Origin of the sequence: Sabulicella rubraurantiaca (genome assembly GCF_017355885.1) — a bacterium.
GTDB classification, from domain to species: Bacteria; Pseudomonadota; Alphaproteobacteria; order Acetobacterales; family Acetobacteraceae; genus Roseococcus; species Roseococcus rubraurantiacus.
Genome location: NZ_JAFEUU010000027.1, coordinates 1 through 26722, shown reverse-complemented (window position 1 = coordinate 26722; position 26722 = coordinate 1). Strand labels below are relative to the sequence as shown.

General features: G+C 69.7%; 23 protein-coding genes and 1 pseudogene. 21 read left to right on the top strand and 3 right to left on the bottom strand.

Features of this window, described 5'->3' with window-relative positions; translation table 11 throughout:
- Nucleotides 1-35: 35 nt before the first annotated feature.
- The 4 genes from JTJ31_RS23040 to JTJ31_RS23025 are packed head-to-tail and all read left to right on the top strand — an operon-like array spanning nt 36 to nt 5563.
- Nucleotides 36-3362 (top strand): indolepyruvate ferredoxin oxidoreductase family protein, encoded by a 3327-nt coding sequence (locus tag JTJ31_RS23040; RefSeq protein WP_207541093.1) that lies wholly within the window; start codon nt 36-38, stop codon nt 3360-3362.
- 47 nt (nt 3363-3409) lie between these two features.
- Nucleotides 3410-4021, top strand: a complete 612-nt coding sequence (locus tag JTJ31_RS23035) for a hypothetical protein (RefSeq protein ID WP_207541092.1) — start codon at nt 3410-3412, stop codon at nt 4019-4021.
- Nucleotides 4022-4038: 17 nt separating this feature from the next.
- Nucleotides 4039-5175, top strand: coding sequence for an acyl-CoA dehydrogenase family protein (locus tag JTJ31_RS23030; RefSeq protein ID WP_207541091.1), 1137 nt, complete (start codon nt 4039-4041; stop codon nt 5173-5175).
- Nucleotides 5176-5215: 40 nt separating this feature from the next.
- Nucleotides 5216-5563, top strand: coding sequence for a hypothetical protein (locus JTJ31_RS23025; RefSeq protein WP_207541090.1), 348 nt, complete (start codon nt 5216-5218; stop codon nt 5561-5563).
- A 4-nt stretch (nt 5564-5567) separates the two neighbouring features.
- Here the strand turns inward: JTJ31_RS23025 and JTJ31_RS23020 are convergent, their stop codons facing one another.
- Both JTJ31_RS23020 and JTJ31_RS23015 read right to left on the bottom strand, forming a co-directional pair.
- Entirely contained in the window at nt 5568-6410 is an 843-nt protein-coding gene (locus tag JTJ31_RS23020; RefSeq protein WP_207541089.1) for an FkbM family methyltransferase, read from the bottom strand.
- A gap of 65 nt (nt 6411-6475) precedes the next feature.
- Nucleotides 6476-7855, bottom strand: a complete 1380-nt coding sequence (locus JTJ31_RS23015; RefSeq protein ID WP_207541088.1) for an RNA-guided endonuclease InsQ/TnpB family protein — start codon at nt 7853-7855, stop codon at nt 6476-6478.
- 83 nt (nt 7856-7938) lie between these two features.
- Here JTJ31_RS23015 and tnpA point away from each other — a divergent pair, with 83 nt between their 5' ends.
- The 15 genes from tnpA (at nt 7939) to JTJ31_RS22940 (ending at nt 23802) form a co-directional block, all read left to right on the top strand.
- Nucleotides 7939-8283 carry an IS200/IS605 family transposase gene (gene tnpA / locus JTJ31_RS23010; protein WP_328805807.1) on the top strand — a complete coding sequence of 115 codons (345 nt, stop codon included), beginning with the start codon at nt 7939-7941 and terminating at the stop codon, nt 8281-8283.
- Between the two features lie 442 nt (nt 8284-8725).
- Nucleotides 8726-9241: a hypothetical protein gene (locus JTJ31_RS23005; protein WP_207541086.1), complete on the top strand. Its 516-nt coding sequence runs from the start codon at nt 8726-8728 to the stop codon at nt 9239-9241.
- Nucleotides 9242-9327: 86 nt separating this feature from the next.
- Entirely contained in the window at nt 9328-10386 is a 1059-nt protein-coding gene (gene pstS, locus JTJ31_RS23000) for a phosphate ABC transporter substrate-binding protein PstS (RefSeq protein ID WP_207541085.1), read from the top strand.
- Nucleotides 10387-10444: 58 nt separating this feature from the next.
- The gene (pstC, locus tag JTJ31_RS22995) at nt 10445-11416 is read left to right on the top strand and encodes a phosphate ABC transporter permease subunit PstC (protein ID WP_328805805.1); all 972 of its coding nucleotides are present in this window, start codon (nt 10445-10447) and stop codon (nt 11414-11416) included.
- Between the two features lie 7 nt (nt 11417-11423).
- Nucleotides 11424-12326 carry a phosphate ABC transporter permease PstA gene (pstA, locus tag JTJ31_RS22990; RefSeq protein ID WP_207541084.1) on the top strand — a complete coding sequence of 301 codons (903 nt, stop codon included), beginning with the start codon at nt 11424-11426 and terminating at the stop codon, nt 12324-12326.
- A gap of 39 nt (nt 12327-12365) precedes the next feature.
- A complete protein-coding gene (gene pstB, locus JTJ31_RS22985) occupies nt 12366-13163 on the top strand; it encodes a phosphate ABC transporter ATP-binding protein PstB (RefSeq protein WP_408015439.1) in 798 nt (265 codons plus the stop codon).
- A 10-nt stretch (nt 13164-13173) separates the two neighbouring features.
- A complete protein-coding gene (phoU, locus tag JTJ31_RS22980) occupies nt 13174-13896 on the top strand; it encodes a phosphate signaling complex protein PhoU (RefSeq protein ID WP_207541082.1) in 723 nt (240 codons plus the stop codon).
- A gap of 17 nt (nt 13897-13913) precedes the next feature.
- A complete protein-coding gene (gene phoB, locus JTJ31_RS22975; RefSeq protein ID WP_207541081.1) occupies nt 13914-14624 on the top strand; it encodes a phosphate regulon transcriptional regulator PhoB in 711 nt (236 codons plus the stop codon).
- 135 nt (nt 14625-14759) lie between these two features.
- A complete protein-coding gene (locus JTJ31_RS22970) occupies nt 14760-16841 on the top strand; it encodes a 3-hydroxyacyl-CoA dehydrogenase NAD-binding domain-containing protein (RefSeq protein ID WP_207541080.1) in 2082 nt (693 codons plus the stop codon).
- A 58-nt stretch (nt 16842-16899) separates the two neighbouring features.
- The gene (locus tag JTJ31_RS22965) at nt 16900-18102 is read left to right on the top strand and encodes an acyl-CoA dehydrogenase family protein (protein WP_207541079.1); all 1203 of its coding nucleotides are present in this window, start codon (nt 16900-16902) and stop codon (nt 18100-18102) included.
- 6 nt (nt 18103-18108) lie between these two features.
- Nucleotides 18109-19245, top strand: coding sequence for an acyl-CoA dehydrogenase family protein (locus JTJ31_RS22960; protein WP_207541078.1), 1137 nt, complete (start codon nt 18109-18111; stop codon nt 19243-19245).
- 60 nt (nt 19246-19305) lie between these two features.
- A complete protein-coding gene (locus JTJ31_RS22955; protein WP_236020567.1) occupies nt 19306-20520 on the top strand; it encodes an ABC transporter substrate-binding protein in 1215 nt (404 codons plus the stop codon).
- A gap of 6 nt (nt 20521-20526) precedes the next feature.
- On the top strand, nt 20527-22350 hold the full coding sequence (locus JTJ31_RS22950; protein WP_207541105.1) for an ABC transporter permease: 1824 nt from the start codon (nt 20527-20529) through the stop codon (nt 22348-22350).
- Nucleotides 22347-23108, top strand: coding sequence for an ABC transporter ATP-binding protein (locus JTJ31_RS22945; protein WP_207541076.1), 762 nt, complete (start codon nt 22347-22349; stop codon nt 23106-23108). Before JTJ31_RS22950 ends, JTJ31_RS22945 begins: the two co-directional genes overlap by 4 nt.
- Nucleotides 23101-23802 (top strand): ABC transporter ATP-binding protein, encoded by a 702-nt coding sequence (locus tag JTJ31_RS22940; protein WP_207541075.1) that lies wholly within the window; start codon nt 23101-23103, stop codon nt 23800-23802. The genes JTJ31_RS22945 and JTJ31_RS22940 overlap by 8 nt, the downstream gene beginning before the upstream one ends.
- On the opposite strand, the gene JTJ31_RS22935 is transcribed toward JTJ31_RS22940, so the two are convergent.
- The gene (locus tag JTJ31_RS22935) at nt 23787-24413 is read right to left on the bottom strand and encodes an HAD family hydrolase (protein ID WP_207541074.1); all 627 of its coding nucleotides are present in this window, start codon (nt 24411-24413) and stop codon (nt 23787-23789) included. The two genes, JTJ31_RS22940 and JTJ31_RS22935, sit on opposite strands and share 16 nt — an antisense overlap.
- 137 nt (nt 24414-24550) lie before the next feature.
- On the opposite strand from JTJ31_RS22935, the gene glmU reads away from it, so the two are divergent.
- Nucleotides 24551-25852, top strand: a complete 1302-nt coding sequence (gene glmU / locus JTJ31_RS22930; RefSeq protein WP_207541073.1) for a bifunctional UDP-N-acetylglucosamine diphosphorylase/glucosamine-1-phosphate N-acetyltransferase GlmU — start codon at nt 24551-24553, stop codon at nt 25850-25852.
- Nucleotides 25853-25854: 2 nt separating this feature from the next.
- Nucleotides 25855-26722 (top strand): annotated as a pseudogene (locus JTJ31_RS22925) (glutamine--fructose-6-phosphate transaminase (isomerizing)); the annotation flags it as partial.

The window sequence follows — 26722 nt, the reverse complement described above, 5'->3', positions numbered from 1 at the left end:
TTCTCCCATCATAAGCCGGAACGGGATACCGACCCATGGGCAGCATCCAGAGAACGGAGGCCTCGCTCGAGGAGCGGTGGGAGGCGGCCGGACGCGAAACCCTGCTGACGGGCACGCAGGCGCTGGTGCGCGTGCCCCTGATCCGGCGGCAGCTGGATGCCGCGCAGGGATATGACACGGCAGGGTTCATCAGCGGCTATCGCGGCTCACCCCTCGGTGGCTACGACAAGGAGTTGTGGAAGCAGCGCGACCGGCTGCGCGAGGCGCATATCCATTTCGAGCCGGGGCTGAACGAGGACCTTGCCGCTACTGCCTGCTGGGGCACGCAGCAGGTCGGGCTGCTGCCCGGCGCGAAGCAGGACGGCGTCTTCGCCATCTGGTACGGCAAGGGGCCCGGGGTGGACCGCTCGGGCGACGTGCTGCGCCACGCCAACGGCGCCGGCACCGCGCCGCTCGGCGGCGTGCTGGCGCTGGCGGGCGATGACCCGGCCAGCAAGTCCTCTACCGTCACCAGCGGCTCCGAACACGCCTTCGCCGATCTGGAGATGCCGATGCTGGACCCCGCCGATGTGGCGGAGGTGCTGGAATATGGCGTGAAGGCCATCGCCCTGTCGCGCTTCGCCGGTACCTGGGTCGGCATGAAATGCATCGCCGAGACGATGGACGCCACCATGTCGCTCGTGGTGGACCCGGCCGCCTATGCCACGACGACCCCCGGCGAGCCGGGCGACGTCCATATCCGGCTGCACGACGCGCCGCTCCTCATCGAGCAGCGGCTGCGCCATGTGAAGCTGCCCGCCGCCCAGGCCTTCGCGCGGCTGAACGGCTTCGATCGGCTGGTGCAGGACTCGCCCAGCGCGCGCTTCGGCATCGCGGTGCGCGGCAAGGCTTGGTCCACGCTGCGCCAGGCGCTGGCCGATGCGGGCATCACGCCCGAGCTCGCCCGGATGGGGGGCTTGCGGATCTGGAAGGTGGGCCTCGCCTGGCCGCTGGACCGGGAAGGCGCCATCGCCTTCGCGCACGGGCTGGAGGAGGTGCTGGTGGTGGAGGACCGCCGCGCCTTCCTGGAATCCCAGCTGCGCGAGGCCCTCTACGACCTCCCCACACGCCCGCGCCTCACCGGCAAGGACGTGCTGAGCGACCTCGCGGAACTTGATGCGGCGACCGTGCTGCGCGCCCTGGCGGAAAGGCTGCCCGAGGCGCTGCGGACCGAGCGCCTCGCCGCCCGCGTCGCCGAGCTGGACGCGCTGGCCGGGGCGGAGCGTGAGCCGGTGACGGTGCGCACGCCCTTCTTCTGTCCCGGCTGCCCGCACAACACCTCGACCCGCGTCCCCGAAGGCTCGATGGCCCTGGCCGGAATTGGCTGCCACTACCTGGCCAAGGACATGGGCCGGAACAGCGACCTGTTCACCCATATGGGCGGCGAGGGCGCGCCCTGGATCGGCCAGCAGCACTTCACCGAGACGAAGCACGTCTTCGCCAACATGGGCGACGGCACCTATGCCCATTCCGGCTCCCTCGCCATCCGCGCCGCCGTCGCCGCCAAGGCGAACATGACTTTCAAGGTGCTGGTGAATTCCGCCGTCGCCATGACGGGCGGCCAGCCGCCGGATGCCGAGGTGACGGTGCCGCGCATCGCCGCCCAGGCCGCGGCCGAGGGGGTGAAGCGCATCGCCATCGTCGGCGACGATCCGGAGCGCCATCAGGGCGACCCGATCATCCCGCGCTTCGCCTCCTTCCACGATCGCGCGGATCTCGATTCCGTGCAGCGCGAGTTGCGAGAGGCGCCGGGCGTTTCCATCCTGATCTATGACCAGCAATGCGCGACGGAGCGGCGGCGCCAGCGCAAGCGCGGCCTCGCCGCCCCGGCGACGCGCCGTGCCGCCATCAACCCGCGCGTCTGCGAGGATTGCGGCGACTGCTCGCGCGTCTCCAACTGCATCGCCGTGGAGCCGGTGGAAACGCCGTGGGGCCGCAAGCGCCGCATCGACCAGAGCGCCTGCAACCAGGACCTGTCCTGCGTCGAGGGGTTCTGCCCCTCCTTCGTCACGCTCGAAGGGGTGGAGCCGCGCAAGCCGGCGGCCCGCGAGCCCGCCGCCCCGCCACCTTTGCCGGCACTGCCGGAGGCGGAGGCCGGGCAGAGCTGGAACCTCGTCCTCGCCGGGGTGGGCGGGCAGGGTGTGACGGCGCTGGCGCAAATCCTCGCCATGGCGGCGCATCTGGAAGGCCGCCCGGTGCGGACCCTCGACATGCTCGGCCTCGCCCAGAAGGGGGGCGGGGTCTATGTGCAGATGCGGATCGGCCGCGTGGGCGAGCAGGTGCTGTCGCCCCGCATCGGCCCGGGCGAGGCGGATGCGCTGATCGCCGCCGACCTGATCGGCGCGCAGGGCAAGGTGGCGCGGCCCATGCTGGGGCGTGGCCGGTCGCGCGTCGTGGTCAGCGCCGATGTCTCGCCCACCGGCGCCTTCGTGCTGAATCCCGAGACGCGCCAGAACCCGGCCGCCATGCTGGATAGCCTGCGCGCGGCTTCGCGCGAGGTGGTGGCGCTGCCCGCGGCGCGCGAGGTCGAGGAAAGCTTCGGCGACCTCATCTTCCTCAACGTTTTCCTGCTGGGCGCCGCCTTCCAGCGCGGCATGATCCCGCTGTCGCGCGATGCGCTGCGCCGGGCCATCGAGATGAACGGCGCGGCGGTGGAGCGCAACCTCGCCGCCTTCGAGGCCGGGCGCCTTGCCGAACCGGTGGGCGACGCCGCGCCGGAGAAGTTGGAGGCGCTGATCGCCCGGCACGAGGCCGACCTCGTTTCCTACCAGTCGCGCCGCTACGCCGCCCGCTATGCCGGGCTGATGCAGCGCGTGATGGAGGCGGAGCAGGCGGTGGCGCCGGGCAGCGAGGCGCTGTCGCGCGAGGCGGCGCGTCAGCTCTACCGCGCCATGGCGATCAAGGACGAGTACGAGGTCGCGCGGCTCCATGCCGACACCTCCTGGATCGCCGAGCGCTTCGAGGGCACGCCGCGCCTGCATTTCCATCTTGCGCCGCCTGCGCTGGGCGAAGGCAAGCGCGAGTTCGGCGGATGGATGCTCGGCGCCATGCGCCTGCTGCGCCGCGGCAAGGCGCTGCGCGGCACGGTGCTCGATCCCTTCGGCCATTCGGAGGAGCGGCGCGAGGAGCGCGCCCTGCGCGACGCGTTCATCGCGGGGCTGGAGGCGCATCTGGCGCGGCTTTCCCCAGCCAACCATGCGGCGCTGGTGGATTGGGTGCGCGAATGGGGCGGCATCAAGGGCTTCGGCCCGGTGAAGCGGCGCTTCATCGAAGCGGCGCGTCCGCGCATCGCCGAGGCGGAACGGAGGTTCCTCGCGGCGTGAGGATGAGGCAGGCTGTGGGGCGCTTGGATTCCTTGGGAGAAAACGCCTTGTCGCGACGCCTCGTGTCTCTGCTCGCCCTGCCGCTGCTCCTTGCGGCGACGCCTGCTCTTGCGCAGTCGGATTCGGCCGTGCTGCGCGGCCTTTCGGAAGTTCGCCTCGCCGTGGGGGTGCAGTCGCCCGAACAGGCGCGGGCGCATTGCCAGCTTCCGCAGGGGCTGGAAGCTGATCTCTATGAGACGCTGCGCGCCGCTGCGGAAGGGCTGGGCCTGCGCGTGCCCTCGGGGTCGCGCGATGCCCGGCTCAGCCCCGGCCACCTGATGGTGGCGGGCGTTCCGTCCTCCAACCAGCATCCGCTCCTCTTCGCCAATTTCGGCGTGGTGGCGCGGCCCGATCAAGCTGGATCGCCCTGCGCCACCGCCCTGATCATGCAGCTTCGCAGCCGGGTGACGGGGCAGGTGCCGGCCACCGGCACCACGATCGACCACCCCGTGACGCTCTGGCACGACGACGCGACGGGCATGGCCATGCCGGGCACCGGGCTGAACGTCATGCGCGAGCAGCTCCGTTCCATGATGCAGCGCTTCGCGACGCAGTTGCGCGCGGCTGGCCCGACCCCAGGGCACCAGGGCAACGCCCCGGCGCGCAAATCGCCGGGCTGACCGCGATGGGGGAGGCCATGTTCGAGCTGCCGGAAGCGACGTGCGAGCTGCAATCCGTCGCGCTGGACTTCGCGCGCGAGCGCTTGGCGCCCCAGGCCCTGGAATGGGACCGGGAGCGGCACTTCCCCGTGGAGGTGCTGCGCGAGGCGGCGGGGCTCGGCATGGCAGGCCTCTATGTGCGCGAGGAAAGCGGTGGCGCCGGTCTGACGCGCCTCGACGCCGCGGTGGTGTTCGAGGCGTTGGCCACGGGCTGCCCGACGATCTCGGCCTTCCTGTCCATCCACAACATGGTCGCCTGGATGATCGACCGCTGGGGCAGCGAGGCGCAACGCGCGGCGCAGCTTCCCACCTTGCTGACCATGGAGCGCATCGCCTCCTACTGCCTGACCGAGCCGGGGGCCGGCAGCGATGCCGCCGCCCTTTCCACCCGCGCCCGGCGGGACAATGAGGGCTGGGTGCTGGATGGCGCCAAGCAGTTCATTTCCGGCGCCGGGACCAGCGACCTTTATCTCACCATGGCCCGCACGGGCGGTCCGGGGGCGGACGGGGTCTCGGCGCTGCTGGTGGAGAAGGACACGCCCGGCGTCAGCTTCGGCGCCAATGAGCGCAAGATGGGCTGGAACGCCCAGCCCACACGGCAGGTGAATTTCGAGGGCGCGCGCGTGCCCGCCGACGCCCTGCTGGGCGAGGAGGGGCAGGGCTTCCGCTACGCCATGGCCGGGTTGGATGGGGGGCGGCTGAACATCGCCGCCTGTTCCCTGGGCGGCGCGCAGGCGGCACTCGACATCGCCCTGGCCTATGTGAAGGAACGGCGCGCCTTTGGCCGCCCGGTCGCCGATTTCCAGGCGACGCAGTTCCGCCTCGCCGACATGGCGACAGAACTGGAGGCGGCGCGCGCCATGCTGTGGCGCGCCTGCGCCAAGCTGGATGCGCGTTCGCCCGACGCCACGCGTTTCTGCGCCATGGCCAAGCGCTTCGTCACCGACACCGGCCACCGCGTGGCGGACGAGGCGCTGCAGCTCCTGGGTGGCTATGGCTACCTGGCCGATTACGGCATCGAGAAGATCGTCCGTGACCTCCGGGTGCACCGCATCCTGGAAGGCACCAACGAAATCATGCGGGTCATCGTCGCGCGGCAGATGCTGAAAGCCTGAGCTTGACCGCTTGTTAAGCTTAGGGGGGCAGGATTCCCCCATGCGTGGCCTCGCCCTCCTTCTTGCCCTCTTCGCCGCGGGGCCGGCCCCGGCGCAGCAGCGCGTGGTGGTTTCCGCCGACTCGGCGGTCGTGGCGCCGGCGCGTGGGGCCGAGGCCGCGCCCATGGTCGCCGCGACCCGCCCGCGGCTGACCGGCAGTGGCCGCCGGGGCGGGCCTGCCACGTCACGTGCCGAGGGCGGCGACGCAACGCTGCAAAGCCTCGCCGTCCCGGCGCTGGTGGGGCTGCCGCTGGCGGCTGCGGCCGGAGCGCTGATTGCGGGCGCGGCTTCCGGGAATTCGGTGTTCGGGACGGGCAGCGCCACCACCGCCCCGGCCCGCGCAGGGTAGGCTCTTACTCCTCCATCAAGCCGATGACGTCGTGCTGGTGTTCCGGCACCTGCCGGAAGAAGGGCAGTGCGCGGTCCACCGGCGTCGCACCCGCATCGGGCAGGAACCAGCGGCAGGGGCGGATCGCCTCCGCCGCCGCGAAGAGCGTCTCGGCGGAACTCCCGCTGCGCCGCAGCACCTCCGGATGGATCTCCATGAACAGCATCACCCGGCGCGCCCGCCGCAGCGTCCGTTCGGCCCCGCGCAGCGTCGCCTCCTCCTGCCCCTCCACGTCCAGCTTGAGCAGCAGATCGGGTGCGATGGGGGAGAAGATCGCATCCACCCGCTCCACCGTGACGCGCAGCCCGGTGCCGTCCGCGCGCAGATGCGCCGCGTGGTCCGAGCGCCGCCCCGCCTCGGCGGCCAGCACCGCCTCGCCCGGCCTGTCCGAGACGGCGAGGTTCAGGGCGCGCGCAGGCAGGGGCAGCGCCTCCAGGTTCCGCTGCAGGAAGCCGAAGGAGGCCGGATTCGGCTCCACCGCCGTGACCGAGCGCAGATCTGGGCAGGCGGCATGGATCAGCCGGCTGACCATGCCGACATCGGCGCCAAGGTCGAGAAGGTCGAAGAAACCGAGCCGGTCCTGGGCGAAGCGGCACAGCGCGTCCACGTCCGGGTCGTAGAGGCGGGCGTCGCGCAGCCCCCAGAAATTCCATTCTTCGGCCGGGGTGTGCAGCGGAATTCCACCCAGCTCGAAGCGCAGCTCCGCCCGGAGCAGCCCCGCGCCGCGCAGGATCCGGAACAGCCGGTGCTTCCCGGGATAGCCATGGTGGGACAGGAGCTGGAGAAGGGCAGGCGGCAGGCGTGGCATCGCGGACTCCGATTCACGCGAGTGTGACACTCCCATTCCCTGAAGGGGACGGGCTTCTTGATTTCCTAGGCCGCTCTCGGCTGCGTCTTGCGACGCCCCGTGGACCTCAGCGGAGCCGAGTTTCCGGGTGCCTGCGAGCGATCTCGGGTTCCGCCTGGTGGAGGGGCGGTCTCAAGCAACTGCGGTGCTAGCGGTCTTTCGGCCTCCCGCAGGCCCGTGTCCGGGCGACTACGACGTTCCAGGGCGCGTGATCGCGCCAGGACAGGGGTGTTCATCCCCCGCCCACCCATCCGGCCAGGCCGTCGATACGTGATCTCGACGGGGAACATCACAGCTTCCTCAAACGCCAGCGGGTGCATGTTGACCGCCCCCACGACGTCGCGCGCGCCCTCGAAGGAGCACGACCGGCACCGCCACACCCGTCCCCGGACCTTCTGGCGATGATCGCATTGCGGACACTGGGAAGACGTCCCACGCTCGTCCCCGGTGAAGCACGCCATGCGAAGGCGCTTGGCCTTGTGGGCGATGTAGGACATGTCCGTCCCCATCTCCCATCGGGCCATGCGCCCATTCTGTTTGCGACCCACATCCTTGTCGCGCACACCCCTCGGGTCACCGATGAAAATCTCGCCGACGCCGGCCTCGGCACAGAAGCGGATGATCCGGGTCGTCGCCTTGTGGCGCAGGTCGCGCACCCGCCGACTGGTGAGGAGGCTGCGCTTCTGGCGCGCCTTCTGGAGTTTCAGGCTCTGGCGCGACCCCTTCTTGCACCGCGAGCGCCGGCGAGCGATCTCGCTCAGCTGCTTGGACAGCAGGCGCTTGTGCGAGCGGATTCCGCGTCCCGACACCACCAGCGCCTTTCCAGTGGAGGTCGCCACCGCGCCCAAATGGATCTCGCCGAGGTCGATCGTAGCGCGTTCAGTGCCGGGTGTTTCCTCGGTCTGAGCAACATCGGATCGCACGATGTGCAGTTCGTGGCCCTCGTTCCAAACGAGCTTGACCGAGCCAGGAGTGAAGTTGAGATCGAGTTTGAAGACGAGGCTTTTCCGGCCGCGCCCCATGGGCAGGACAAGACGCCGAGAGGCGGCATCGTAGCTGACCGCCTGGGCGGGCCAGTAGAGGGGAAAGAAGCGCTTTTCCTTGTGGGGAAAGCGTAGCCATTCACGGCTGCGGGGATCGTTCTGGCGCCGGGTGGCCGTGGCTTCGACGTTGGCTAAGAGCTGGTGGCAGATCATCTGAACGGTCTGGGAGTGCAGACGGTATCGGCCCTTGGTGGCGACCTGCAGTTCCGAGCGGCTTGGCCAATTCCTGCGTTCGGCCCGGGCCCGGCGATGGAGCGCGACGATGTCGGTCCACAGGCGGCCGGCCTCTTTCTGTGAATCCCGTAGGGTGGCTTGCAGGCCTGGCGAGATCTGCTTCGGCCTAAGGATGGAAACGGCTTTCACTTAGTTTATGATAGTCAGATGGTGGGTGGCTTGCTAGGCGGGAAGACGCGTTGGGCGCACTACCAGACCGGGTATCACCTCGTGTGGATTCCCGAGGGTCGGCGCCGCATCCGACAGGGCCTGTGGCGGAGGCAGCGAAGCGGCTCCTGGCCGAATGCTGCGAGCGGCAAGGCTTGATCCTGCTAGCGGCGGAAACGGACGAGGATCACGTGCATGTGTTCGTCTCGGCGCCGCCGCGATGGTCGCCGGCGCAGCTGGCCAATCTGCTGAAGGGCTACACGTCGCGGTATTTGCGCGAGCAGTTTCCGGAGTTGAAGCGGCGCTGCGGGCGGGATCAGCTTTGGACGCAGGCGTATTATGTGGGGACGGCCGGAGAAATGTCGGCGCAGACGATCCGACGGTATATCGAAGACTGCCAAGGCCGATAGGCGCCTGCGGCGCCTCGCTCTTTCATCCCAATCCCCTGAAGGGGATGGGAATTCCCGGGCGATTTTTTACCAGCTTGCCGAGGATGGATGCCATGCCCTCCACCCTGACCGAACTCCCCGCTCCCAGCACCCCCCATCTGGCGGAATGGCGTCGGCCGGGTGCGGAGCACCGCGTCCTCGCCCATTCGGGCGACTTGCCGCCGGAAGTGTTGATGCTTCTCGCCTTCGATGCCGACCTGGCGGTGCGGAAGGAGGTCGCTGCCAATCCCGCCACGCCGCCCCATGCCCACCGCCTGCTGTCCAGCGATCCGGACCCAGCCATCCGTATTCCCTGGCCGGCAAGCTCGGACCCCGCGCTGCCGAAGCCATGGATGGGACCACGCGGCGTGACCGCTTGTGACAGGAGGCGCTCCGGCGCCTCGCCGCGGATGTGGAGGCGCGGGTGCGCGCCGCCCTGGCCGACGCCCTGGCGGACCTGCCCGATGCCCCCCCGCGCGACCTCGTCCTGCTTCTGGCGCGCGACCCGGCGCTGGAGGTTTGCGAGCCGCTGATCCGCCTGTCCCGCGCCTTGCGGGACGATGGCCTGCTCGCCTTGATCGAGGATCCGCCCGGCCCTTCACACGCCGCGCCATCGCCGGGCGCCTGGAACTGGGCGAGGCACCCTGTCGTGCGCTGCTGCGCTGCGGAGAGGCGGAGTGGCGGGCCCTGCTGGCGAACGGGACTGCCCGTATCCCGCCCGACACCTTCGCCACCCTGCTGGCCCACGCAGGCAGCCTGCCCTGGCTGCCCGAGACGCTGGCTTTCCGTTCTCCGACAGGGGCTTCTCTCAGATCTCCTGCTGCTGGCTCGCGACGCGCGCAACCTGCTTCTTGGCCGGCCTGACCTGCTTGCGGCACTGCGCGAGGCACTCGCCAGCCGGCCCCCGACGGCCAACATTCCCATCGCCTGGAACCGCTAGCCCTGTCATTGAACCTTCACGAAAGCGAAACACGGAAGACCTCGCCAACCGTTAGGCACCCAGCCGTCGAGTGCTGGAGACCAACCGTGAACCGTCGTGCCCTTTTTGGCGCCGCTGCTGCGCTTCCCTTCCTTCCCCGTTCCTCCTTTGCGCAACAGGCGACCATCACCGGGGCCGGCGCCAGCTTCCCGCGTCCGCTCTATGACCGGTGGGGCGCCTCCGCACGCGAAGCCGCCGGTGTCACGCTGAACTACCAGAGCATCGGCTCGGGCGGCGGCATCAACCAGATCACCTCCCGCACCGTGGATTTCGGCGCCTCCGACGCTCCGCTCGCCGCCGACCAGCTTCGCGAGCGCAGCCTGATGCAGTTCCCGACCGTCATGGGCTCGGTGGTGCTGTCGGTGAACCTGCCCGGCCTTGCCGACAACGCGCTGCGCCTGACGCCCGAGACCATCGTGGAGATCTTCCTCGGCCGCATCACGCGCTGGAACGATCCCAAGCTGGTTGAGCTGAACCGGGACATCCGCCTGCCCAACCTGCCCGTCTCGGTCGGCTACCGCGCCGATGGCTCAGGCACGACCTGGGTCTGGACCACCTACCTGTCCCGCATCTCCGAGGAGTGGCGCAACGGCCCGGGCGCCGGCACCTCCGTGCGCTGGCCCGTGGGCAACGGTGCCCGCGGCAATGAGGGCGTGTCCAACATCATCCGCAACACCCCAGGCGCTATCGGCTACGTGGAGAACGCCTATGCGGTGGTGAACCGCATGGTGACGACGCAGATCCGCAACAAGGCCGGCAACTTCATCCGCCCGGAGCCGGCGGCCTTCAACGCCACCGCCGCTGCGGCCGACTGGTCCGTGCCGAACTTCGCCGCCGACACGATCGACCTCGCCGGCGGCGATGTGTGGCCCATCACCTCGCCCACCTACATCCTGCTGCCGACCAACCCGGTGGCGGATCGCGTGGAGGGCAGCCGCAACACCATGCGTTTCTTCGACTGGGCCTTCCGCAACGGCAGCGACGCCGCGCGCCGCCTGGAATACATCCCGTTGCCGGAAGCCGCGCACAACGCGATCCGCGCCGCCTGGGCGCAGAGCGTGAAGGACCCGTCGGGCGCCGCGATCTGGACGCCGTCGGCGGGCTGAGTCATCTCCCCCGGGAGGGCGCCGCCCGGTGCCCTCCCGACCCAACTGGCGAGGCACCGTGTCCACCAGCCTTTCATCCGCACCTGTCATGGGCGAGCGCCGCCGCGTCGGAGAGACCGGCGACCTCGTCTTCGCCGGTCTGTGCCGGGGGGCGGGGGGCTTCGTGCTCCTGCTGCTCGGCGCCATCATCGTCACGCTGTTCATCGGCGGGCTGCCTGCCTTCCGCGCCTTCGGCGTCGAGTTCATCTGGGGCCTGAACTGGGATCCGGTGGAAGGCCGCGAGGAGTTCGGCGCGGGCGTTGCCATCCTCGGCACGCTGGTTTCCTCGATCCTCGCGATCATCTTCGCGGTCCCGGTCGCCTTCGGCATCGCCGTCTTCCTGACCGAGCTGGCGCCGCCCTGGCTGCGCCGCCCCATCGGCACGGCGATCGAGCTCTTGGCCGCCATCCCCTCGATCATCTACGGCATGTGGGGCCTGTTCGTGGTCGTGCCCTTCATCCAGTACAACATCCAGCTCGCCTTCGGCGAGGAGCTGGCGGCGCTGCCGCTGGTCGGCTTCCTGTTCCAGAGCAACAACTTCGCCGGCACTTCGCTCTTCGCGGCCTCGCTCGTGCTGGGCATCATGATCCTGCCCTTCATCGCCGCGACCATGCGCGACGTGTTCTCCCAGGTTCCCCCGGTCTACAAGGAAAGCGCCTATGGCCTCGGCGCGACGCGGTGGGAGGTGATGCGCGGTGTCGTCATCCCCTATACGCGCATCTCCGTGGCGGGTGGCATCATGCTCGGCCTCGGCCGTGCCCTGGGCGAGACCATGGCCGTCACCTTCGTGATCGGCAACGCGAACCGCATTGCCACTTCGCTCTTCGATCCCACCAACACCATCGCCTCCGTCATCGCGATGGAGTTCCCCGAAAGCCTGAGCGGCAGCCTGCAGCAATCCGCGCTGCTCGCCATCGGCTTCCTCCTCTTCGTCATCTCCTTCCTGGTGCTGGCCACGTCGCGCTGGCTCCTGCGCCCCAGGCTGAAGTGAGGCCCCGATGAGCGCGACCACCCAAACCCCCGCCTTCACGCCGGATACCGAGATGCGGCGCCGCCTGGGCCGGCGCCGTGCCCTTCTCGACGCCGCGATGCGCTGGTTCTGCCTCGCCGCCACGGTGGTCGGGCTTCTCTTCCTCGCCTCCATCATGGCGACGCTGCTCTGGCGCGGCTTGGCTGCGCTGGACTTCATCGTGCTGACGCAGGAGTTCCAGCCGACTCGCTATGGCGACGACACCCTGCCCAAGGGCGGGCTGGTCCACGCCATCGTCGGCTCCATCCTGCAGAGCGGCATCGCCATCCTGATCGGCACGCCGATCGGGCTGCTGGTCGGCACCTACCTCGCGGAGTATGCGCGCGGCTCGGGCTTCGCCCATGCAGTGCGCTTCGTGTCCGACATCCTGCTCTCCGCCCCCTCTATCCTCATCGGGCTGTTCATCTACCAGACGGTGGTGCTGCCCACAGGCGGGTTCTCCGGCATCGCCGGGGCGCTGGCGCTTGCCATCATCGTCATCCCGGTGGTGGTGCGGACGACGGAGGACATGCTCCAGCTCCTCCCGAACACGCTGCGGGAGGCGGTGGTGGCGCTGGGCGCGCCGCGCTGGAAGATGATCACCCTGGTGGCGTGGCGCGCGGCACTTCCCGGCATCGTGACCGGTGTGCTGCTGGCCTTCGCCCGCATCGTCGGCGAGACGGCGCCGCTGCTGCTCACCTCCTTCGGCAACAACGTGCTCAGCACGGATTTGACCCGTGCCATGGCGTCGCTGCCCGTTGCCATCTACCAGCAGGCCAATAGCGGCTTCCCCGACCTGATCGAGATCGCCTGGTCGGGCGCGCTGATCGTGACCTTTGGCGTGCTGGCCATCAACATCCTGGCGCGCGTGGCGCTGCGGCCCCGCAAGTAGGAAGGTTCCCCCATGAACGACGTTTCCATGGCAGCCCCGATGAGCGCCGAGCAGGCCCGAGGCGCTGCCGCCGCCGCGGCGCCGCGCATCGCCATCCGCAACCTCGACTTCATCTATGCGCCCGGGCTGCCCAAGGCGCTGAAGGGCATCACCCTCGACATCCCGGACCGGCAGGTGACGGGGATGATCGGCCCCTCGGGATGCGGCAAGTCCACGCTGCTGCGCGTGCTGAACCGGATGTACAGCCTCTACCCCGGCCAGCGCGCCGAGGGCGAGGTGATCATGGACGGGCGCAACCTCATCGGCCCCGACGTGGACATCAACGAGCTCCGCTCGCGGATCGGCATGGTGTTCCAGAAGCCCACCCCCTTCCCAATGACGATCTTCGAGAACATCGCCTTCGGAGTGCGGCTGCACGAGCGCCTGAACAAGGCGCAGATGGCCGAGCGGGTGGAATGGGCGCTGACACGCGCCGCCATCTGGAACGAGGTGAAGGACCGGCTGCATTCCTCCGCGCTCGGCCTGTCGGGCGGGCAGCAGCAGCGGCTCTGCATCGCCCGCTCCATCGCGGTGCGGCCCGAGGTGATCCTGCTGGACGAGCCGACCTCCGCCCTCGACCCGATTTCCACGCTGAAGATCGAGGAGCTGGTGGACGAGCTGAAGAAAGACTTCACCATCGTCATCGTCACCCACAACATGCAGCAGGCGGCGCGCTGCGCCGACCAGGTGGCCTTCTTCTACCTGGGCGAGCTGATCGAGGTGGGATCGGCGGCGCAGATGTTCACTGCGCCCCGGCATCCCAAGACCCAGGAATACATCACCGGCCGCTTCGGCTGAGGACGCGACCATGCCCCAGGAAGCCTCTCCCCACGTCGTCCGCTCCTATGAGGGCGAGCTGCGGCGCCTGCGCGAGATGATCGCCCGCATGGGCGGCCTCGCCGAGCGCCAGGTAGCCGACAGCGCCCAGGCGCTGATCCGCCGCGACACCGACCTCGCCGCCGAGGTGGTGCGCCGCGACGCGGAACTGGACCAGATGGAGCGCGAGATCGAGCAGTTCTGCGTCCGCCTCCTCGCCCTGCGGCAGCCCATGGCGGGCGACCTTCGACTCATCATCGCGGCGATGAAGATCTCCTCCGACCTGGAGCGCATCGGCGACTATGCGCGCAACGGGGCGAAGCGGGCGATCGTGGTGTCGCAGCAATTCCTGATCAGCAGCCTCAACGGCTTCGAGCGCATGTCGGAGCTGGTGCAGGAGAACCTGCGCGGGGCCATCGACGCGCTGGTGGAGGAGGATGCGGAGAAGGCCGACGAGGTATGGCGCGGCGACGAGCCGATCGACGGCATCTACAACGGCATCTTCCGCGAGCTGCTGACCTTCATGATGGAGGACCCGCGCAACATCACCGCGGCGACGCACCTCCTCTTCATCGCGAAGAACATGGAGCGCATCGGCGACCATGCCACCAACATCGCCGAGCGCGTGCATTTCGTCGTGCTGGGCGAGCCGGTGACGGCGGATCGCCCCAAGGGCGACGATTCCGCTAGCGCCGTGGCGGGCGCGCCCCGCTGAAGACAGGAAGGCCAGACATGCCCGATGGGTTCCAGGGCGGCACGCGCCCCAGCATCCTGGTGGTGGAGGACGAGGCCGCCCTCCTCACCCTGCTGCGCTACAACCTCGAGAAGCAGGGCTTCCGGGTGGAGGAGGCGACGGACGGCCAGGAGGCGTTGCTGCGCATCGCCGAGAGCAAGCCCGACCTCGTCCTGCTGGACTGGATGCTCCCCTCGCTCTCGGGGATCGAGGTCTGCCGGCAGATTCGCCGCCGCCCCGCGACGCGCGACCTGCCGGTGATCATGGTCACCGCCCGCACGGAGAACATGGACACGGTGCGGGCGCTGGACACCGGCGCCGACGACTACATCACCAAGCCCTTCGCGGTGGAGGCGCTGCTCGCGCGCATCCGGGCGCTGCTGCGCCGCTCCGCCGTGGTGGCGGAGAAGGGGTCGCTGGCCTTTGGCGACCTCGCGATGGATCAGGGCGCGCACCGTGTCACCCGCGGCGGCCGGCCCGTCCATCTCGGCCCCACCGAGTACCGGCTGCTCGAATACTTCATGTCCCATCCGCGCCGCGTCTTCTCGCGCGAGCAGCTGCTGGATGCGGTCTGGGGCCGGGACATCCATGTGGAGCTGCGGACCGTGGACGTGCATATCCGACGCCTCCGCAAGGCGATCAACGGCGAAGGCGAGGCCGATTTGATCCGCACCGTCCGTTCCGCCGGCTACGCGCTGGACACGGAATGATCCCGGCCGCGCGCGACCGTTGACGCGCGCCCCCTGAGGCCGGACACTCCGTCCCAAAGCCCGCCCTGGCAGGCCGGCGGCCCTTGGCCGACCGACCGCTCGGTTGGTCGGGTCCTGGCACCGGAGGGACAGCCCATGGAACAGAGCTTCGTCGAACACGACCGCGATGGCGATATTCACATCCTAAGGATCGCCAACCCGCCGGTGAATACCCTGCGGACCGGCGTGCGCGCCGGGCTGCATGAGGGCATCACCGCCGCGCTGAAGGAAGGCGCGCGGGCCATCGTGCTCCTCGGTGCCGGGCGGATGTTCTCCGCCGGGGCGGAGATGACGGAGTTCAACAAGCCCCGGCAGCCCCCCTCGCTGCCGGAGGTGTTCGACGCCATCGAGAACAGCCGCGTCCCGGTGATCGCGGCCATCCACGGCTCCGCCCTGGGCGGCGGGCTGGAACTGGCGCTGGCCTGCCACGCCCGCGTGGCGGCGCCCACGGCGCAGCTGGGCCTGCCTGAGGTGAAGCGCGGTTTCGTGCCCGGCGCGGGCGGCACGCAGCGCCTGCCGCGCCTGATCGGCGGCGAGGCGGCGCTGAAGATGATCGTCTCCGGCGAGCCGGTGAAGGCAGCCGAGGCGCTGAAGCTCGGTTTCATCGACGCCGTGCTGGAAGGGCCGCTGGAGCAGGCGGCGGTCGCCTGGGCGCGCGAGAATGCCGGCCGCTCCTTCACCCTGGCCCGCAAGCGCGACGACAAGATCAAGGGCGCAGACATGGCGGCCTTCGACTCCGCCGCCGCCGCGCTGCTCAAGCGCTCGCGCGGGCAGGAAAGCCCGAAGGGTTGCGCCACCGCCGTCCGTGCCGCCCTTACCATGCCCTTCGAGGAGGGGCTGAACGTGGAGCGTGAGCAGTTCCAGCGCCTCGTCGCCGGGGAGCAGAGCCACGCGCTGCGCCACATCTTCTTTGGCGAGCGCGAGGCCGCGCGCATCCCGGGCATGCCCGAGGGAACGCAGCCCCTGCCGGTGAAGAAGGCGGTGGTGATCGGCGCCGGCACGATGGGCGGCGGCATCGCGATGAGCTTCGCCAATAACGGCATCCCGGTCACGGTGCTGGAGCAGGCGCAGGACGCGCTCGACCGCGGGCTGAAGAAGTGCGAGGCGAACTGGGAGCGCAGCGTTTCCGGCGGCAAGCTGTCGCAGGAGGACTACGCGAAGCGCCGCGCCCTCCTGTCCGGCTCCACCGACTGGAACGTGGTGAAGGACGCCGACATCGTCATCGAAGCGGTATTCGAGGACATGAACGTGAAGAAGGCGGTTTTCGCGAAGCTGGACGCGCTGGCGCGGCCGGACATCGTGCTCGCTTCCAACACCTCCACCCTCGACATCGATGCCATCGCCTCCGCCACCAAGCGGCCCGAACTCGTGGTGGGGATGCACTTCTTCTCCCCCGCCAACGTGATGAAGCTGCTGGAGATCGTGCGCGGCAAGGCCTCCTCCTGGGAGGCGATCGCCACGGCGATGGACGTGGGCAAGCGCATCGGCAAGGTGAACGTGGTCGTCGGCAATTGCGACGGCTTCGTTGGCAACCGCATGACCGGCAAGCGTGGCTTCCAGCTGGAGCGCCTGCTGCTGGAGGGCGCGCTGCCGCAGGACATCGACCGGGTGATGGAGAACTATGGCATGGCCATGGGTCCCTGCGCCACGGGCGACCTCGCCGGGCTCGACATCGGCGCGGCGGTCCGCAAGGCGCGCGGCACGGTGGCCCCCATCGCGGATGCGATCGTCGCCGCCGGCCGCTATGGCCAGAAGACCGGCAAGGGTTGGTATCTCTATGACGAGAAGCGCCAGCGCCAGCCGGACCCTGAGGTGGAGAAGCTCATCACCGAGATGAGCGAGAAGCACCAGGTGAAGCGCCGCAAGATCGAGGATGCCGAGATCCTGGAGCGCATGCTGCTGCCCATGGTGAATGAGGGCGCGCGCATCCTGGAGGAGGGCATCGCCTCCCGCGCCATCGACATCGACGTGATCTTCGCCAATGGCTTCGGCTGGCCGGCCTGGCGTGGCGGTCCCATGTTCTGGGCCGACCGCATGGGGCTGAAGGCCGTGCGCGACAAGCTGGCCCACTACGCCGAAACCACCAGCGATCCCAACCTCAAGCCCGCAGCGCTGATCGAGAAGCTGGCCGCCGAAGGCGGCTCCTTTGCCGCCATGGGCCAGAAGAAGGCTGCCTGACCGCGATCGCCGGGCGGCAACGCCCGGCGTGAATCGCCGGTCGCAAGGAGACGAGACAATGGAACTGAAGTTCACCGAGGCCGAGAAGGCCTTCCGCCAGGAGGTCCGTGACTTCCTGGCCGCCGAGCTGCCCGAGGCCACGCGGCAGCACATGATCGCCGGCAAGTCCCCCACCAAGGAAATGGTGGTGGAATGGCAGCGCAAGCTGAACGCGCGCGGCTGGGCCGCGCCGGAATGGCCGGTGGAGCATGGCGGGCCAGGCTGGACCCCGGCGCAGAAATACATCTTCCGCGAGGAGCTGCAGATGTGGCCGGCGCCCTCGCCGCTCGGCTTCAACATCAATATGTGCGGTCCCGTGGTCATCGAGTTCGGCACGGAGGAGCAGAAGAAGCGCTTCCTGCCGCGCATGCGGAACCTCGATGACTGGTGGTGCCAGGGCTTCAGCGAGCCGGGCGCGGGTTCCGACCTCGCCGGGCTCAAGACCAAGGCGGTGCGCGAGGGCGACCACTGGGTCATCAACGGCCAGAAGACCTGGACCACGCTGGCGCAGCACGCCGACTGGATCTTCGTCCTGGCCCGCACCAACCCCGAGGCGAAGAAGCAGGAGGGCATCTCCTTCTTCCTCGTGGACATGAAGACGCCCGGCATCTCCGTCCGCCCGATCATCACCATCGAGGGCGGGCACGAGGTGAACGAGGTCTGGTTCGACGACGTGAAGGTCCCGGCCGAGAACCTGGTCGGCGAGGAGAACAAGGGCTGGGACTGCGCCAAGTTCCTCCTGGGCAATGAGCGCTTCGGCCAGGCCCGGGTGGGTGCCAGCCGCGAGCGCATCCGCCGCCTCAAGACCATCGCGAAGGAAACCCTCGATAACGGCCGCCCCCTGATCGAGGACCCCGAGTTCCGCCGCCAGGTGACCGAGATGGAGGTGGAGCTGAAGGCGCTGGAGATGACCGTGATGCGCGTCATCGCCAACGAAACGAAGCGCGCCGGCACCGGCAAGCCCGACCCCGCGACCTCCGTGCTCAAGATCAAGGGCACCGAGATCCAGCAGGGCGTGTCGGAGCTGCTGATGAAGGCGGCCGGCCCCTATGCCTGGGTGGATGGCGACCCCGAGGCCGAGGGCAGCAACGAGTGGGAAGTGGCGCCGGACTGGGCCTTCGGCTTGGCGGGCATCTACTTCAACTGGCGCAAGCAGAGCATCTATGGCGGGTCCAACGAGATCCAGCGCAACATCATGGCCAAAGCGTTCCTGGGACTCTGACACGACATGGATTTCGACCTGAACGAGGAGCAGTCGCTGCTCCAGGACAGCATCCGTCGCACCCTCACCGACCGCTACGGCTTCGAGGCCCGGCGGGGCTTCATGGCGAGCGAGACGGGCTGGAGCCGCGAGCTGTGGGCCCAGTATGCGGAGCTTGGCCTGCTGGGCTTGCCCTTCAGCGAGGAGGATGGCGGCTTCGGCGGCGGGGCCGAGGAGATGCTGATCCTGGCCGAGCAGATGGGCCGCTTCATCACGCTGGAGCCCTGGTTCTCGACGCTGGTCCTGGGCGGCGGCTTCCTGCGCCATGGCGCGGATGCCGGCCTGCGTGGCGAGTTGGTGCCCGGCATCGCCGGGGGCGAGACGCTGCTCGCCTTCGCGCAGCAGGAGCGCCAGTCCCGCTACGACCTGCATGACGTGCAGACCACGGCGAAGCGCGACGGCTCCGGCTGGGTCATCACCGGCCGCAAGGGCATGGTGCTGCACGGCGACACGGCCGACCACTTCATCGTCACCGCCCGCACCGGCGGCGGCCAGCGCGACCGTCAGGGCGTCGGCGTCTTCCTGGTGCCGAAGGGGGAGGCTTCCTCCATCCGCGGCTTCCGTCAGGTGGATGGCAGCCGCGCCGCCGAGGTGGCCTTCGAGAATGCCCGCGCCAGCCATTGCCTGAGCGAGGACGGCATGGACCTCGTGGACCGGGTGGTGGACGAGGCCATCGCCGCCCTGGCCGCCGAGGCGGTGGGGGCGATGGATGTCGTGCACGGCATGACCGTGGACTACATGAAGACCCGCACCCAGTTCGGCCGCCCCATCGGCTCCTTCCAGGCCCTGCAGCACAAGGCCGCGGACATGCTCGTGGCGATCGAGCAGTCGCGCTCCATGGCCTATTTCGCCGCCATGGCCTCGCGCGGCGAGGACGCGGCGGAGCGGCGGCGCGACATGCACGCGGTGAAGGTGCAGGTCGGCCGGGCCAGCCGCCTGGTGGGCCAGCTGAGCATCCAGCTCCATGGCGGCATCGCCATGACGATGGAGTATGCCGCCGGCCACTACTTCAAGCGCCTGACGGTGAACGAGGCGACCTTCGGCGACACGGACCATCACCTGCGGGCGCTGTCCGATGCCGGGGGTCTCGTCCAGGCCGCTTAGTCCTTGCGGCGCGGCGCGGGGCTTGCTTTGCTTCGCGCCGCAAGCTGCGGGGAGATGGCGATGATTCTCGGGCGTCGTGGGACGATCCTGGCGGGTGGCGCGGTCCTGGCCGCGCCCGCAGTGCAGGCCCAAGGGGCGGACGGCCCGATCCGCATCGGCGAGATCAATTCCTACTCGTCCCAGCCCGCCTTCCTCATGCCCTATCGCAATGGCTGGACCATGGCGGTGGACGAGGCCAACGCCGCCGGTGGCGTGAATGGCCGCCGGATCGAGACGGTGTTCCGCGACGATGCCGGCCGCCCTGAGGACGCGGTGCGCCATGCCGGCGAGCTGATCAACAACGAGCGCGTCCACCTGCTTTCCGGCGGCTTCCTGTCCAATGTCGGACTCGCCATCGCGGATTTCGCCAACCAGAACCGCCGCCTCTTCGTGGCGTCGGAGCCGCTGACCGATGCGCTCGTCTGGGCGCGAGGCAACCGCTACACCTTCCGGCTGCGCCCTTCGACCTACATGCAATGCGCCATGCTGGTGGAGGAGGCGGCGAAGCTGCCCGCGCGCCGCTGGGCCACCGTCGCCCCCAACTACGAGTATGGCCAGTCCGCGGTGCGCTGGTTCAAGGAGCTGCTCACCCGCGCCAAGCCCGACGTGCAGTTCGTGGCGGAGCAATTCCCGGCCCTGGGCCGCATCGATGCCGGGGCCACGGTGCAGGCCCTGGCCGGGGCCAATCCGGAGGCGATCTTCAACGTCACCTTCGCCGCCGACCTGACGAATTTCGTCCGCCAGGGCTCCACGCGCGGACTCTTCGACCGCCGCCGCGTCGTCTCCCTTCTGACCGGCGAGCCCGAATACCTCGACCCGCTGGGCGACGAGGCGCCGGAGAACTGGATCGTCACCGGCTATCCTTGGCAGGAGCTGAACACGGAAGGGCATCGCCGCTTCCGCGAGGCCTATCGCAGCCGGTTCCGCGACCATCCGCGCCTGGGCAGCGTCGTTGCCTACGACACGGTCACCGCCATCCTGGCCATGCTGCGGAAATCCGGCAGCACGGAGACCGACCCGATGGTCGAGGCCATGCGCGGGCTGCGCTTCAACTCCGCCTTCGGCGAGGCGGAGGTGGAGTTCCGTGCCCTCGACCACCAGTCCACCCTTGGCGCCTATGTCGGGCGTACGGCGGTGCGGAACGGGCGCGGTGTGATGGTGGATTGGCACTACGCCGATGGGCGCAAATACCTGCCGTCCGACGACGTGGTGCGCGGGCTGCGGCCGCAGGCTTAGTTCACCCTGGAAAACCTTCTCGTCCAGGGGCTGTCCGGCCTCGCCTCCGCCTCGTCGCTGTTTCTCGTCGCCTCCGGGCTGACGGTGATCTTCGGCGTCACGCGCATCGTGAACTTCGCGCACGGCTCCTTCTACATGCTGGGCGCGTATCTCGCCTGGACGCTGGTCACCAACCTGCCGCGCGGGCACCTCGGGTTCTGGGGCGGGGTATTGGCCGCCGCGTTGATCGTCGGCGTGCTGGGCGTGCTGATCGAGGTGCTGCTCTTGCGCCGCATCTACAAGGCGCCCGAGCTATTCCAGCTCCTCGCCACCTTTGGCGTGGTGCTGATCGTGCAGGATCTCGCTTTGCTGACCTGGGGGCCGCAGGATTTGCTGGGCCCGCGCGCCCCGGGGCTGCGCGGCGCGACCGAGGTGCTGGGGGTGCGCTTTCCCCTCTATGAGCTGTTCCTGATCGCGGTGGGGCCGGTGATGCTCGGCCTGCTCTGGCTGCTCTTCCACCGCACGCGCTGGGGCACGCTGGTCCGCGCCGCCACGGCGGACCGCGAGATGGTGGGGGCGCTGGGGGTGAACCAGCGCATGCTTTTCACCACCGTGTTCTTCCTGGGTTCCGTCCTGGCCGGGCTGGGCGGGGCGCTGCAATTGCCGCGCGAAAGCGTGAACCTGCAGATGGACCTCGCCATCATCGCCGAGGCCTTCGTGGTGGTGGTGGTGGGCGGGCTGGGCTCCTTGCCCGGCGCCTTCCTGGCGGCGCTGCTGATCGGCCAGATGCAGGCCTTCGGCATCCTGATCTTCCCGAAGATCACGCTGGTGCTGGCCTTCCTGGTGATGGCGGTGGTGCTGGTGGTGCGCCCGCACGGGCTGCTGGGCCGCGCGCCGTCCTCCGCCCATGCGGCGCAGGTGGTGGAGCCGCCGCTGGAGGCGACGCCGGGCTGGGGGCGCATCCTCCTCCTCGCCCTGCTGGCGCTGGCGATCCTCGTGCCACCCTTCCTTGGCGACTTCGCCCTGATCGTCTTCACCGAGATCGCGATCATGGTGCTCTTCGCCGCCTCGCTCCATTTCATCATGGGGCCGGGCGGCATGGCGAGCTTCGGCCATGCCGCCTATTTCGGCCTCGGCGCCTATGGCGCGGGATTGCTTGTCAAGCATCTCGCCGCACCGATGGAGGTGGGGCTGCTCGCCGCGCCCTTCGCCGCCGGGCTGGCCGGCTTCGTCTTCGGCTGGTTCTGTGTGCGGCTCTCCGGCGTCTATGCCGCGATGCTGACCCTGGCCTTCGCGCAGATCGCCTGGTCGGCCGCCTTCCAGTGGGTCGAGATCACCGGCGGCGACAACGGCATCCTCGGCGTCTGGCCCTCCGCCTGGGCGCAGCCGAAGCTGGTCTTCTACTACCTGTCGTTGGTGCTCTGCGTGGCGGCGACGCTGCTGCTGCGCCGGGCCATCTTCGCGCCCTTCGGCTATGCGCTGCGCGCCGGGCGCGACTCGCCGCTGCGGGCGGAGGCGATCGGCATGGACGGGTTCCACATTCGCTGGGCGGCATTCACCCTGGCGGCGGTGGCGGCGGGCATTGCCGGCGGGCTCTTCGCCTACAGCAAGGGCAGCGTCTTCCCGACCTACATGGCCATCCCGCGCTCGGTGGATGCGCTGCTCATGGTGCTGCTGGGAGGCGTGCAGACCATCAGCGGGCCCATTGTCGGGGCGCTGGCGTATACCTGGATCCATGAGCAGCTGATGCGGCTCTTCGAGCTGTGGCGGCTGTTCCTGGGCGCGGTGATCCTGCTGCTGGTGCTGTTCTTCCCGCAGGGCCTGGCCGGGGTCGCGCGGAGGCGCGCATGAGCGCTACGCTGGAAGCGACCGACCTGCACAAGAGCTTCGGCGGAGTCCATGCCGTGGCGGGGGTGACACTGCGCGTCGCGGCCGGTGAGCTGCTGGCGCTGATCGGGCCGAACGGCGCCGGGAAATCCACCTGCTTCAACATGCTGAACGGCCAGCTTCGCCCCGATCGCGGGCAGGTGCGGCTGCGCGGCGAGGACATCACCGGGATGCCGCCGCGCCGCGTCTGGCGCATGGGGGTGGGCCGCACCTTCCAGATCACCGCCACCTTCGGCTCCATGACGGTGCTGGAGAATGTGCAGATGGCGCTGCTTTCGCATCGCCGCCGCCTGTTCGACCTGTGGAACCCGGTGGCGCGCGAGGACCCGGCGCGGGCCCTTGCGCTGCTGGAGCGTGTGGGGATGGTGGCGCAGGCCGCGCGCCCCTGCGGCGTGCTGGCCTATGGCGACCTGAAGCGGGTGGAACTCGCCATCGCCCTGGCCAACGACCCGGCCTTGCTGCTGATGGACGAGCCGACCGCCGGCATGGCCCCGGCGGAGCGCGTGGCACTGATGGAACTGACCGCGCGCATCGCACGCGAAGGCGGCATCGCCGTGCTGTTCACTGAGCACGACATGGATGTGGTGTTCGGCCATGCCGACCGCATCCTGGTCCTCGACCGCGGACGCCCCATTGCGGAGGGTGCGCCTGAAGAGGTGCGCGCTGATGCGCGGGTGCGGGAGGTGTATCTCGGCACCGGGGCGACGCACGGCCATGCTTGAGGTCTCGGGCCTGCACGCGCATTACGGCCGCGCCCACATCCTCCACGGCGTCTCCTTCCTGGCCCGGGAAGGGGAGGTGGTCGCGCTGCTCGGCCGCAACGGCGCGGGCAAGAGCACGACGATGAAGGCGGTGATGGGGCTGGTCCGCCCCTCCGCCGGCTCGGTCCGCTTCCAGGGCGAGGAGGTGGCGGGGCGCGAGCCCTTCAGCATCGCCCGGCGCGGCCTGGGCTACGTCCCGGAGGAGCGGCGCATCTTCAGCGAGTTGACGGTCGCCGAGAATCTGGAAGTCGGTCGCCGTCCCGCCCCGGATGGCATGGCGTCCTGGACCCCCGCCCGCGTGGCCGCGCTTTTCCCCAGCCTCGGCGCCATGATGGCGCGGCCAGGCGGGAGGATGAGCGGTGGCGAGCAGCAGATGCTCACCATCGCACGCACGTTGATGGGCAATCCGCGCCTGATCCTGCTGGACGAGCCGAGCGAGGGGCTGGCCCCCGTGATCGTGGAGCGCATGGCCGAGGCCGTCCTGCAGCTGAAGCGGGAGGGGCTGACTGTACTGCTCTCCGAGCAGAACCTGCATTTCGCGCGCTTGGTCAGCGACCGCGCCCTGGTGCTGGAAAAGGGCGTGATCCGCTGGGAGGGGACGATGGAAGCCCTGATGGCCGACGAGGCGGTGCGCGCCGCCTACCTGACGGTCTGAAGCAGCTCGGCGGGCGAGAGCGCGACCGCATCCGCCCCTGGATCGGCGCCATAGCCCCAGGCCGCGAAAATGCTCCGCACCCCCGCGCCGCGCGCCGCCAGCACGTCGTTGGAATGGTCGCCAATCATCACCGCCTCGTCCGGCGCGGCGCCGACCTCGTCCAGCACGCCGCGCACATGGCCCGGGTCGGGCTTGCGGACGGAAAGGCTGTCGCCGCCCAGCACCACCGGGAAGTGGCCGGCAAGGCCCAGCCCATCCAGCAGGGCGCGCGTGGCGGCGATGGGCTTGTTGGTGCAGACGGCGAGGTCCCATCCGGCTTCGGATAGGCCGGCCAGCGCCTCCGGGATGCCGGGGAAGGGGCGGGTCAGCACGGCGCTGTTCGCCTCCAGATCCGGCAGGAAGCTTTGGAGATCCTCCTCCCCCCAGGCGGCGCCGCGTGTGGCGAAGGCCTTGGCGAGCAGGGCGCGCGCCCCGTCGCCGATCATGGCCTGCACCTCCGGCAGATCGAAGGAGGGAAGGGCGCGGCGTGCCATGAGGCGATTCAGCGCGGCGGCGATGTCCGGGGCGCTGTGCACAAGCGTCCCGTCCAGGTCGAAGATGGCGAGGGGCATGACCCCCGCCTATCGCGTGCAGCAAGACGCCGCAAGAAAGCGTCACCGGGGGTGGACTTGCCGCGCCTGGGCCGCTTGCCTACCAGCATTCAGGGGACCCGACGGGACGTCCTTCCCACCGGGACAGGGATCACTTCATGCGCGCCGCCATCATCCTCGCTGCGGGTCAGGGGACCCGCATGAAATCCGTCTTGCCGAAGGTCATGCACCGCCTCGCCGGCCGGCCGATGATCCGGCACCTGCTGGCGGCATGCGAGGGCGTGTTCGACCGTGTCGTGGTGGTGGTCGGGCCGGGGATGGAGTCGCTGGAAAAGGCCGTCGCCCCCCACGCCACGGTGGTGCAGGCGGAAAGGCTGGGGACGGGCCACGCCGCCCGCATGGCCGCGCCGCTGCTCGAAGGCTTCAGCGGCGACGTGGCGGTGCTCTACGGCGACAACCCTCTGATCGCCCCCGACACGCTGCGCCGCTTGGTGGAGGCGCGGCAGGAGGCCGACCTCGCGCTGCTGGCCATGCGCCCCGCCGACCCCGGCAAGTATGGCCGCGTGGTGCAGGGCGCGTCGGGGCAGGTAGAGCGCATCGTCGAATGGGCCGATGCCACAGAGGAGGAGCGCGCCATCCCCATCTGCAACGCTGGGGTAGTCTGTGCCGAGGCCGGGCGGCTCTTCCGCTGGCTGGCGGCGCTGCGGAACGAGAACCGCCAGGGCGAGTTCTACCTGACCGACGTGGTGGCGCTGGCCCATGGCGAAGGGCTGAGCGTCCGCGCCGTGGAGGCGCCGGAGGCGGAGCTTCGCGGCATCAACAGCCGCGCCGAGCTGGCGGCGGCGGAGGCCGAGATCCAGCAGCGGCTTCGTCAGGCCGCCATGGAGGGCGGCGCAACGCTGGTGGCGCCGGAGACGGTGCATCTCTCCTGGGATACGCGCCTCGCCCCCGATGTGGTGGTGGAGCCGCACGTGGTCTTCGCGCCGGGCGTTTCGGTGGAAACCGGAGCGACCCTTCGAGCCTTCTCACATCTGGAAGATTGCGTGGTGCGCGCCGGGGCGGTGATCGGACCCTATGCGCGGCTGCGGCCGGGAACCGAGGTGGGGGAAGAGGCCCATGTGGGCAATTTCGTGGAGTTGAAGGCGACGACGCTCGGCCGTGGGGCAAAGGCCAACCACCTGAGCTATATTGGCGACGCGACGGTGGGGGCACGGGCCAATATCGGCGCCGGGACCATCACCTGCAATTATGACGGCATTCACAAGCACCGCACGGTGATCGGCGAGGGAGCCTTCATCGGCTCCGACACGGCGCTGGTCGCGCCGGTGCGGGTGGGGGCGCGGGCGCTGGTGGCGGCGGGCAGCGTGGTGACCGAGGAAGTGCCGGATGACGCGTTCGCCATCGCGCGCGGACGGCAGGTGAACAAGCCGGGGCGCGGCTTCAGGGGCAAGGGGAAGTAAGGATGTGCGGCATTTTCGGGATTGTCGGGCGGGACGAGGTGGCGCCGCGGCTGCTCGAGGCGCTGCGCCGGCTCGAATACCGCGGCTATGACAGCGCAGGCCTCGCGACGCTGGTGAACGGCCACATCGAGCGCCGCCGCGCCGAGGGCAAGCTCGGCAACCTCGCCGCCGTGCTGGAGCGCGAGGGGCTGGCCGGCACCACCGGCATCGGCCACACGCGCTGGGCCACCCATGGCGCGCCGGTGGAGCGCAACGCCCACCCCCACGCCACCGCGCGCGTCGCCGTGGTCCATAACGGCATCTTCGAGAACTACGCCGAGCTGCGCGCCGAGCTGGAAGCCGAGGGCGCGACCTTCGAGACCGAAACCGACACCGAGACCTTCTGCCGCCTGGTCGACCACCTGCTGGCCCAGGGCATGGAGCCGGAGGAGGCCGCCGCCGCCGCCTTGAAGCGCGTCCATGGCGCCTTCGCCGTGGCGCTGATCTTCGCCGGGCGGCCCGAGATGATGATCTGCGCCCGCCAGGGCGCGCCGCTCGCTGTCGGCTTCGGCGAGGGCGAGATGTTCGTCGGCTCCGACGCGCTGGCGCTCGCCCCGCTGACCCGCCGCATCGCCTATCTGGAGGAGGGCGACCACGCCGTGCTGGATTGCGACGGTGCGCGCTTCTTCGACGCACAGGGCGAGGAGGTGGAGCGCGAGATCCGCGTCACCGCCGTCTCCGGCGCTGCGACGGGCAAGGGCAACTACCGCCACTACATGGAGAAGGAGCTGCACGAGCACCCGGCGGTGCTGGGCGACACGCTGCGGCAGTATCTCGACCCCAAGACGCTGGAGGTGCGGCTGCCGCGCCTGCCCTTCGACCCCGCCCGCG